We start from the raw sequence: 9,304 nt of genomic DNA, 5'->3' as shown, positions 1-9,304 counted from the left end.
CGAACGCAAGGCCGCTCACTTCCTGGCCTTCACCAGCATCGCCTGCACCCTCATCTGCTACCGCAGACTCGCCAAATGAGATGGCCTCTAAGTGGCAGTCGCGAAGGATTTTCTAGGTCTTCAATCGAGCGAAGACGTGCTCGACGCATGCTCTGGCCTGCTTGTGAGAGCGGGTGTGCTCGTGCTTCCAGCCGAACAGTTCGCCGCCCGCGGGACGGCGGTGCGGGACCGGGAACCTTGATCAGGCTGCGAGCGTTGTTCCGAAGATCTGGAGTTGAGGGTCCAATTGGTCGGTCGCTTCTGGGTGCGCTGATTTTTTCCGGATTCGGTACGGTCGAAGAAGCGAGCGCAGCGGGATCGCTCTGTGGATCCGCGTTGCGCTCTGAATCATCTGACATCTTGAACTCCTGCCCAAGCAGCCCTTCTGCACCGTAGGGCGGGCCCTGGGCGGGTGCAGTTCAAACCCGTTCCCTATGGGTGTACAGCAGCCGGGCAGGCCCTCCGGGGCCGCCCCCCTGCGCGCGATTACACCTAGCCACGACCTGGGACGGCGCCCTCAGGCAGGGGCGGAGCTATGGCCCGCGCCACCCGTCCCACGGGGCCTGCCCTCGGCGGGAGCAGGAGGACCAACGGTTTTTGAACTCGCCTCGTCTTCACCGCGTAGTGACAAGTGAAGTGCCAGGTGAAGTACACCAACAGGCGGACCGACGAAGGGAATCCGGGTCGGAATGGGCCTCGCAGTGCCGTTTTCGCGGGTCACGGAGAAACGTGGCAGGGCCCTGAACCGCCGCCCTCGGCGGCCGCGGTCCTTACGGCCGCCGCTTTCGCCATCCGTCGGCCGGTCGGCCGCAGGGGGCGAGGCCCTGAGGGGCGTCGGCTCTCAGGGCCTCAGTCGGCAGACGTGCGTGGGGGACCGGCGTTCCGCGCGGGCTCCGCGGCACCCGGCGCGCCGGTGCGTCGAGTGCCCGGTCCGGGCGCTGTCGAGCGGACCGGGCGGGATCGTCCGCGGCCGCGGACGTCACGCCGTGTTCTCTGAACCTGTCCCGGAGCCCGTCCGGCTGAGTCCCGTGAGGAGCACGAACAGGGTCTGACGCAAGGCGTCCGCGAAGTCGGAGTCCATGAAGGCGAAGCTGGGGTCGGCGTCGTAGACGGCGCGTACGACCGGGGCGGGGTGGGTGTGGGTCCACAGACCGCAGATCAGGACGATGATCAGGTTGGCGCCCTGTTCGGAGCGCGGGCGGTCGAGCTCGGGCAGGAGATGCCGGAGGAGTTCGGCCAGTCCGAGCAGGCTGTCGCGGGCGCCTTCCTTGTACCGGGTCGCGACCTCGACGGAGATGTTGTGCTCCAGTACGCCGGCCTGGGCGCTGAGCAGTTCGCACAGCATCGGCCGGGCGGCGAAGGACGCGGCCAGTCCGGATGCCGCGGCCTCGATCCTGGCGTCCAGGGGCTCGCGCGCGTCCACCAGTGAGCGAAGGGGCTCGCCGACCTCGGTGAGGAAGTCGGCGGCGCTCTGGGCGAGCAGCTCGAGCAGCACCGCCTCGCGGGTCTCGAAGTACCGCAGCACGTTGGACTTGGCGAGTCCGACGCGGCGGCTCAGCTCGTTCAGGCTCATGGCGGCGACCGGCATCTCGGCGAGCATCGCGGCGGCGGTCTGGAGGATGTGCCGCCTTCGCTCCGAGCGCTGTTCCTCGCTTCTTGCCCGCTGGAAGGTCGTCATGCCCGAAGTCTACAGACTGACAGTCTCTTGATTACAGACCACCGTCCTCTTGCGTTTAGACCGGCAGTCTCTTATGTTTGTGGCAACGCGAAGCACCGGCTGAACCCCGGGACTTGCGTGTGTCGGCCGACCGCAGTTCCCGGCCTGCCGGCACGGCGGCTCCGGCCGCTCCCACCATCCGCCGACGGCTCCCATCGGACCGCGCACCAGCAGAGGAAAAGGTCATGTCGAACAAGGTTGCACTGGTCACCGGCGCCTCCTCCGGTATCGGTGAGTCCACCGCGCTCCGGCTCAAGGCGGCGGGCTTCACCGTCTACGGCGCCGCGCGGCGCACCGACCGCATGAGCGCGCTCGCCACCGCCGGCGTGCACACCCTGGCCCTGGACATCACCGACGAGACCTCGGCCGGGAACCTGATCGACAGGATCGTGAAGGAACAGGGCCGCATCGACGTCCTGGTCAACAACGCCGGGTACGGCTCCTACGGCGCGCTGGAGGAGGTCTCCCTGGATGAGGCCCGCGCCCAGATCGAGGTCAACGTCTTCGGACTGGCCCACCTCACCCGGCTTGTCCTGCCCCACATGCGCGCCCAGCGCAGCGGCACGATCATCAACATCAGCTCCATGGGCGGGCGCTTCGCCACCCCCCTGGGATCCTGGTACCACGCCAGCAAGTTCGCCGTCGAAGGCCTCAGCGACGCCCTCCGCCTCGAGGTGAAGCGGTTCGGCATCGACGTCGTCCTCGTCGAGCCCGGCTCCATCCACACCGAATGGGGCGCGATCGCGGCCGGCAAGGTCCGCGGCGTCTCCGGACACGGCCCCTACGCCGAACAGGCCAACGCCGTGGCGAAGTCCCTGGAGAACAGCTCCCAGGAAGGCGCCCGGATGACTTCACCCCCCTCCGTGATCGCGAACGCGGTCACCAAGGCCGCCACCGCCCGCCGCCCCCGTACCCGCTACACCGTCGGCTTCGGCGCCCGCCCCCTCATCTTCCTCAGCCGGCTCCTGCCCGACCGGACCTTCGACGCCCTCATCAAGCGGGCCTCCGGCGTCCCCGCCTGACACTCGACCTCACGGACAAGGCCTACCGATGCCCAGACCTGCCGACACCCGGCCCCAAGCCCTCTTCGTGCTCTCCTCCGCCCGCACCCTGCCGCTGAGCAAGCCCACCGACCACCCGGGCATCCCCACCGGATTCTTCCTCGTCGAACTCGCCGCGGTCATGGCGGCCTTCGAGGACGACTACGACTTCGTCTTCGCCACTCCCGACGGCAACCCGCCCCAGCTCGACATCAACGGCATGGCGCTCAACTTCCACGCCGGCAGCCGACTGGGCAGCGCCACCGCACGCACCACCATCCAGCGGGCCACGAAGCACTCCACCCCTGAGGCACTGCGGGCCAAGAACCCCGACCTGCTGGAGCGCCGCGAAGCGGAGCTGGCCCTTGCCCACCGTCACCTCGGACGCATTCCGGTCTCCGAGGCCCTGCCCAGAACCGACAGCGAGGCCGTCTCCATCAGGGACGACGTCGTCGCGGGTTTCGAAGCCCTGCCAGAGCACCACTACCACTCGATCCCCGAGCTGATCCGACGCCACCGTGACCCGGACGACGACTTCTCCCTCGACAGCTTCGCGTTCGTCCACATGCCCGGCGGCCACGCACCCATGGTCGACTTCCACGACAACCCGTGGATGGGCGAGCTGCTGCACACCCTCCACGACAACGCTGTGCCGATCTCCCTCATCTGCCACGCCCCCGTCGCGATGACCTCCGCCCGCTACCGCGTCGATGACGAAGGCACCGTCACGACCGACGAACAGCACCGGTTCCGGGGCGCACGCCTCACCACCGTCGCCCGGTACGGCGAGCGGATGATGCTGGAACTCCAGTACCCCAAGGTGCCGGGCGAATCCACCCGCCTGCCCTACTACGTCGATGTCGCCCTGGACGCGGCCGGCTACGACGTCGACCTCACCCTGAACCCTTCTGCGGCCAAGGTCGTCTGGGACGACGAGCACACCCTGTTGACCGGCAACGGACCCCAGTCCGTCGACGCCCAGACCGAACACCTCCTGCGGATCACCGGGCGGACCCGGACGCCCTGACCCTCGGTCTCCGGGTCTCGGCCTGATCACCACGACCGACGGCGCGCCACCACCGGACTCTCCCGAGGGGCATCCCTGACCGACGGGCCCGCCGGGACCGGGCACGGACCCCGAGCGGTCCGCGGCGCGACAGCGGATCTGCCGCCCGGCCTGTGGTCCCACAGCTCACCGCCGTACCCGCGCCGGACACCGCTCCGCTCGACGGCCACGCCCGCTCCTCCCGGCGCCGCCGCGTCACGGCCCGTCCCCCTCACCGCCGCCACAGCACCAGCCGGACGACGCCCGCGCCGCCGCCCGCAAGCCGAACACCTGGACAGACGGCCCCACCGGCCCGGAACCGGCCGCCACCGTCGACCTCGGCAGCGCCATCGGCAGCGACCCACGCAGCGACATCGCCCGAACCCTTCGGCCACGGGACACGATCAGTCGGCGCCCCGACTCCCCCCGGGCCCCCGGCCCTTGGCTGCTTCGCGCCCGCCGGCCGAGGAGCGACCACGAGCACGACGACAGACCACCAAGGCCTGTCCACGACGAGAAGGAGAGCAATGCAGTACGTGAAACTGGGCAGGAGCGGACTCGATGTCTCGCAGATAGCCCTGGGCGGCATGTCCTTCGGAGACCCCGGCCGAGGTCAGCACTCGTGGACTCTGGACGAGGACGACAGCCGTGCCGTCGTCCGCCGGGCACTCGACGCCGGCATCAACTTCTTCGACACGGCCAACCAGTACTCCGACGGCGCGAGCGAGGAGATCCTCGGACGCGTCCTGGCGAAGGAGACACGCCGGGACGAAGTCGTGATCGCCAGCAAGGTGTTCGCCCCGATGCACGACGGCCCCAACTCACTGGGCCTGTCGCGGAAGTCGATGATGACGGAACTCGACGCCAGCCTGAAGCGGCTCGGGACGGACCACATCGACCTCTACCAGATCCACCGCTTCGACCCCCGTACCCCGCTGGAGGAGACCCTCTCCACGCTCGACCAGATGGTGCAGTCCGGAAAGGTCCGCTACCTGGGCGCGTCATCGATGTACGCCTGGCAGTTCGCGAAGGCCCAGTACACCGCCGACCTCCACGGCTGGCAGCGCTTCATCAGCATGCAATGCCACTACAACCTTCTGTACCGCGAGGAGGAGCGCGAGATGCTCCCGCTCTGCGCGGACCAGGGCGTCGGCGTGATCCCGTGGAGCCCGCTCGCGCGCGGACGGCTGACCCGTCCCAGGGGACAGGAGACGGCCCGCACGCGCGACGACAAGTACGGCCAGGTCCTGTTCGACGCCACCGCCGACACCGACCAGCGGATCATCGACCGAGTGGCGGACCTGGCGGAGCGCCGCGGCCTTCCCGCGGCACAGATCGCCCTCTCCTGGGTCGCCGGTCGCCCCGGCGTGACCGCGCCCATCGTCGGCGTGTCCAAGATCTCCCAGCTGGACGACGCTCTCGCCGCGCTCGACGTGCGGCTCACCGACGACGAGGTCTCCTTCCTCGAAGAGCTCTACGTCCCGCACGAGGTCACCGGTCTGCTGTGACCGCGCCACCCCGGCCGATGCGGCCGGCGCATGCCGCACCGGCCGGGACCCGGGAGCCCGCGGCGCAAACGCGCACGCCGCACGGAGGGACAGCCCGGCAGCCCGCGACGGGTCCGCCGACCGACGGCCCGGCAGACCAACAGCCCGAAAGTTCGTTACAGGAGGGATCTCTCGATGAGCGTGACACATGTCCATCACCTGAACTGCGCGTCCCTGCGCGGTCTGTCGGTACGGGGTCGGCACCTCGTCTGCCATGTGCTGCTGCTGGAGACCGAACACTCGGGGCTCGTCCTGATCGACACGGGCCTGGGGACCGCCGACTACGCCGACCCGATTGCCCGCCTCGGCGCCGACTTCGTGCGGGGCTACGCCCGTCCGGAGATCGACGATTCGCTCGCCGCCGTCCATCAGATCCGCGGCCTGGGCCTGGACCCGAAGGATGTGCGTCATATCGTCCAGACCCATCTCGACCTCGATCACGTCGGCGGCCTGTCGGACTTCCCGAACGCCGCGGTCCATGTGCACGAGACCGAGCTGGAGATGGCCGTACGCCGGCCGTCCTTCAAGGCACGCCGCAGATACCGGCCGGGCATGTGGGCGCACGGTCCGGACTGGCGGACCTACCGGCACGGCGGTGAGGAGTGGTTCGGCTTCGATGCCGTGCGGGAACTGCGGGGGCTTCCCCCGGACATCCTCCTCGTACCGCTCTTCGGTCACACCCATGGACACTGCGGCGTGGCCGTCGGCAAGGGCGGTGAATGGATCCTGGCCGCCGGGGACGCCTACTTCGACGCCCGTGAGATCAAGCAGCCGCGACGCAGGTGCGCGCCCGGCCCCGCCCTGTTCCAGATGGCGGTCACGACGGAGTTCGCCAGCCGCCGGCAGAACCAGGACCGGCTCCGCGCGCTGCACGCGGACCACCCCGAGATCGAGATCTTCGCGGCGCATGAGCCCTTCGAGTACCTCCGCCTCCTCGACTCCACCGGTGACTCCGCCGGCGACCCGGCCGACGGGACGTTCCGGTCCGGTTCCTGAAGCCCCGGAGGCGGCCGACCGGTGCGTCCCCGTTCGCGAGGGGGAGAGCAGATTTCTTGAACCCTCGTGCACTGAGTGCTCGTAGTACCTGTCGACGGGAGACTCCGCAAAGGAAGGGCAGGACAGCGGCGGATTCTGCCGAATTCCAAGCCTCGGGCGACAGTTTCGCGCGCTCGTGGTTCGTGAACCAGGTCTGGATGGGAAAAGGGCATGAAGGAACCCGGAAGCAGACGGAAATGGCATCCGGAATTCGATCTCGAATCAACCGTGACGCTCGACGCGGAAGCAGTCCACGAGGGACGGTTCGACTTTACGGACTGGCCGGACGGGCCGCTCGCGCATCTTACGCGACTCCGCATCCCCCGCTTCGCCAATCCGAACGGGTTCACCCATTCCGTCAAGGGTTACAAGTTCAGTGATTTCGTGTCCATGAACGTGTACTCGGACTCGCTCGCCGGAGTCTCCGGGAGCAACAACGACACCGATCCCGTAGCTGCGCACGTCGTCATGTCCGGGGAAACACGATGGTCCGGAAAGAGTGGTGACTTCTCGGTCGGGAAAGGTCAGATGTGCATTCGTGACACGCGCATCCCACTGAACTTCATGAGCGCTCCCGCAACCCGGACACGAGTGGTCAAGATACCGCGAGACTTTGTGACCACGCATGCTGTGCAAGGGAAGCGCGCAAGAGTCCTTAATGAACCTATGATCGTGGACTGCGATCTTCCGCAGGTGCAGTTCTTCCTCAATTTCCTGGAGTCGATCGAGAAGTCTCGTGACGTCCTGCGGGAATCACCCGATGTGCAGAAGCTTGCACTGGAGTCATGTGCCGCAGTTTTCTCCGGCATACTTTCCGGGCGCACCGACACGGGAGCGGGAGTCGAAGGTGCGTCTCTGGTCGGCGCCGCCAAGGCCGCCATCGAGAAGAACCTTGACCAGCAGGAACTGTCTCCGGTGATGATCGCGAAATCACTCGGGGTTTCCCTGCGGACGCTCCATCGTTCATTCGCGGAGTCCGGTGACTCACCGATGGCGTTTGCTCGCCGCCGGCGTCTTCAAAAAGCACACGACGAACTGATGCGGCCCGGCACCGCGGACAGAATATCCGAGATCGCGGCACGCTGGCAGTACTCCGACGCCGCTCATTTCATACGGCACTTCAAGTCGCACTACGGAGTCACTCCAGCGGTCTACGCGAGATCGAACAAGACTTGAACACGGAAGACAACGGTCGCCATCGCCACGCCGTCTCCGCCGACGCCCAGGACAAGGAAGAAATCCGGCATGGAATACAGGAGACTGGGAGCTTCCGGACTCATGGTCCCCGCACTGAGCTTCGGCACAGGTACCTTCGGCGGCCGAGGTGAACTCTTCCGCGCCTGGGGCGACACGGACACGGCAGGAGCACGACGCCTGATCGACATCTGCCTCGACGCAGGTGCCACCATGTTCGACACGGCCGACGTCTACTCCGACGGAGTCTCGGAACAAATACTCGGCGCTGCCATAAAGGGGCGTCGTGACCAGGTGATCCTCTCCACCAAGGCAGGTCTGCCGACAAGCCGTGATCCGGCGGACGCGGGGACTTCGCGAGCACGCCTGATCAAATGTGTGGACCGAGCTCTTCTTCGGCTGGGTACCGACTACATCGACCTCTTCCAGCTTCACGCCTTCGACGCGGGAACTCCCGTGCAGGAGGTGCTGTCGACGCTCGACGACCTGGTACGCGCCGGAAAGCTGCGCTACATCGGAGTCTCGAATTTCGGCGGATGGCATCTCATGAAATCCCTGGCGGACGCGGACCGGCACGGCTATCAGCGATACGTGGCCCACCAGGTCTACTACTCACTCGTCGGCCGCGATTACGAGTGGGAGCTCATGCCACTGGGTCTCGACCAAGGTGTCGGCGCCGTCGTCTGGAGCCCGCTGGGGTGGGGGCGCCTCACCGGCCGGATCCGTCGGGGCGATCCGCTCCCCGAGCGAAGCCGCCTGCATTCCACCGCCGCTTTCGGACCGCCGGTGGAGGCGGAACTGCTCTTCCGCGTGGTGGACACCCTCGATGTCCTCGCGGAGGAAACCGGCCGGACCGTGCCCCAGATCGCCATCAACTGGCTGCTCAGACGCCCTACCGTCGCTTCGGTCATCATCGGCGCCCGCGACGAGGAACAGCTGCGCGAGAATCTCGGTGCCGTCGGATGGGCCCTGACGGACAATCAGGTGGCGCGACTCGACGCCGCAAGCGCCCGGACGGCGCCATACCCGTACTTCCCCTATGAACGACAAGAGGCGTTCACTCGCCTCAACCCTCATCCCGTCCGTCCTGGTTTCCGACGGTGACACTGACGGTGCGCCGGGTCATTCAGCGGCTTGGGCCCCTGCTCTCGCTCGAGCCGGCCGCCCGTCCTGTCGATGCTGCGGGCTGGCTGTGGATCGTGGACGGCACCTTGATTCCGGTCCGTGACCGCAAGGTCGGCGCTTTCAGCCGCGACTACCGGTTCTCCGCGAACGTGCAGGTCGTCATCGACGCCGGCATCAGCCTGGTCGTGGCCACCGCCCGCCCGGCTCCAGGCAACAGGGCCGACGCCCATGCGTGGCGCGACTCCGGCCTGCCGCAGCAGTGTCAGGGCGTCACCGTGCTCGGTGACGGCGCTTACATCAACACGGGCCTGGCCGTCCCGCACCCCAAACGACCCGGCCGGGATCTGCTGGTCGGCGAGAATCCGGCAACGCCGAGCAAAGCCGGGTCCGCGCGCGGGTCGAGCATGCGATCGGCCGACTGAAGAACTACAAGATCCTCCGTGACTGCCGGCAGCACGGCGACGGCCTAAGAGGCCATCTCATTTGGGGTTACCGGTAGCCTGGTTGTGTGTTGATGGTCGAACGCCTGGTACCGGACGGGCTTTGGGAGTTGTTCCAGCGG

The 9,304-nt window shown here is 67.5% G+C and carries 7 protein-coding genes and 2 pseudogenes; 7 read left to right on the top strand and 2 right to left on the bottom strand.

What is annotated here, in order from left to right; translation table 11 throughout:
* Positions 1-115: 115 nt before the first annotated feature.
* Together ABZ725_RS52330 and ABZ725_RS52325 are read right to left on the bottom strand one after the other, a co-directional pair.
* Positions 116-229 (bottom strand): annotated as a pseudogene (locus ABZ725_RS52330) (IS5/IS1182 family transposase); the annotation flags it as partial.
* Positions 230-1,018: 789 nt separating this feature from the next.
* Positions 1,019-1,717 (bottom strand): TetR/AcrR family transcriptional regulator, encoded by a 699-nt coding sequence (locus tag ABZ725_RS52325; protein WP_351915044.1) that lies wholly within the window; start codon positions 1,715-1,717, stop codon positions 1,019-1,021.
* 224 nt (positions 1,718-1,941) lie between these two features.
* Here ABZ725_RS52325 and ABZ725_RS52320 point away from each other — a divergent pair, with 224 nt between their 5' ends.
* The 7 genes and pseudogenes from ABZ725_RS52320 to ABZ725_RS52290 all read left to right on the top strand — a co-directional run.
* Positions 1,942-2,778: an oxidoreductase gene (locus ABZ725_RS52320; RefSeq protein WP_358809441.1), complete on the top strand. Its 837-nt coding sequence runs from the start codon at positions 1,942-1,944 to the stop codon at positions 2,776-2,778.
* 28 nt (positions 2,779-2,806) lie between these two features.
* Positions 2,807-3,823 carry a hypothetical protein gene (locus ABZ725_RS52315; protein ID WP_358809440.1) on the top strand — a complete coding sequence of 339 codons (1,017 nt, stop codon included), beginning with the start codon at positions 2,807-2,809 and terminating at the stop codon, positions 3,821-3,823.
* Positions 3,824-4,368: 545 nt separating this feature from the next.
* Positions 4,369-5,349 (top strand): aldo/keto reductase, encoded by a 981-nt coding sequence (locus ABZ725_RS52310; protein ID WP_358809439.1) that lies wholly within the window; start codon positions 4,369-4,371, stop codon positions 5,347-5,349.
* Positions 5,350-5,523: 174 nt separating this feature from the next.
* Entirely contained in the window at positions 5,524-6,384 is an 861-nt protein-coding gene (locus ABZ725_RS52305) for an MBL fold metallo-hydrolase (protein ID WP_358809438.1), read from the top strand.
* A 210-nt stretch (positions 6,385-6,594) separates the two neighbouring features.
* Positions 6,595-7,599, top strand: a complete 1,005-nt coding sequence (locus ABZ725_RS52300) for a helix-turn-helix domain-containing protein (RefSeq protein ID WP_358809437.1) — start codon at positions 6,595-6,597, stop codon at positions 7,597-7,599.
* 69 nt (positions 7,600-7,668) lie between these two features.
* Complete coding sequence (locus tag ABZ725_RS52295; protein WP_351915032.1) at positions 7,669-8,721, top strand: aldo/keto reductase; 1,053 nt, start codon at positions 7,669-7,671, stop codon at positions 8,719-8,721.
* A gap of 5 nt (positions 8,722-8,726) precedes the next feature.
* A pseudogene (locus ABZ725_RS52290) lies at positions 8,727-9,241 on the top strand (transposase family protein); the annotation flags it as partial.
* Positions 9,242-9,304 lie beyond the last annotated feature (63 nt).

Origin of the sequence: Streptomyces sp. NPDC006872 (assembly GCF_040635845.1) — a bacterium.
Classification (GTDB): Bacteria; Actinomycetota; Actinomycetes; order Streptomycetales; family Streptomycetaceae; genus Streptomyces.
Note: the sequence above shows the minus strand (reverse complement) of the source record. Positions and strands in the feature narration are given on the sequence as shown.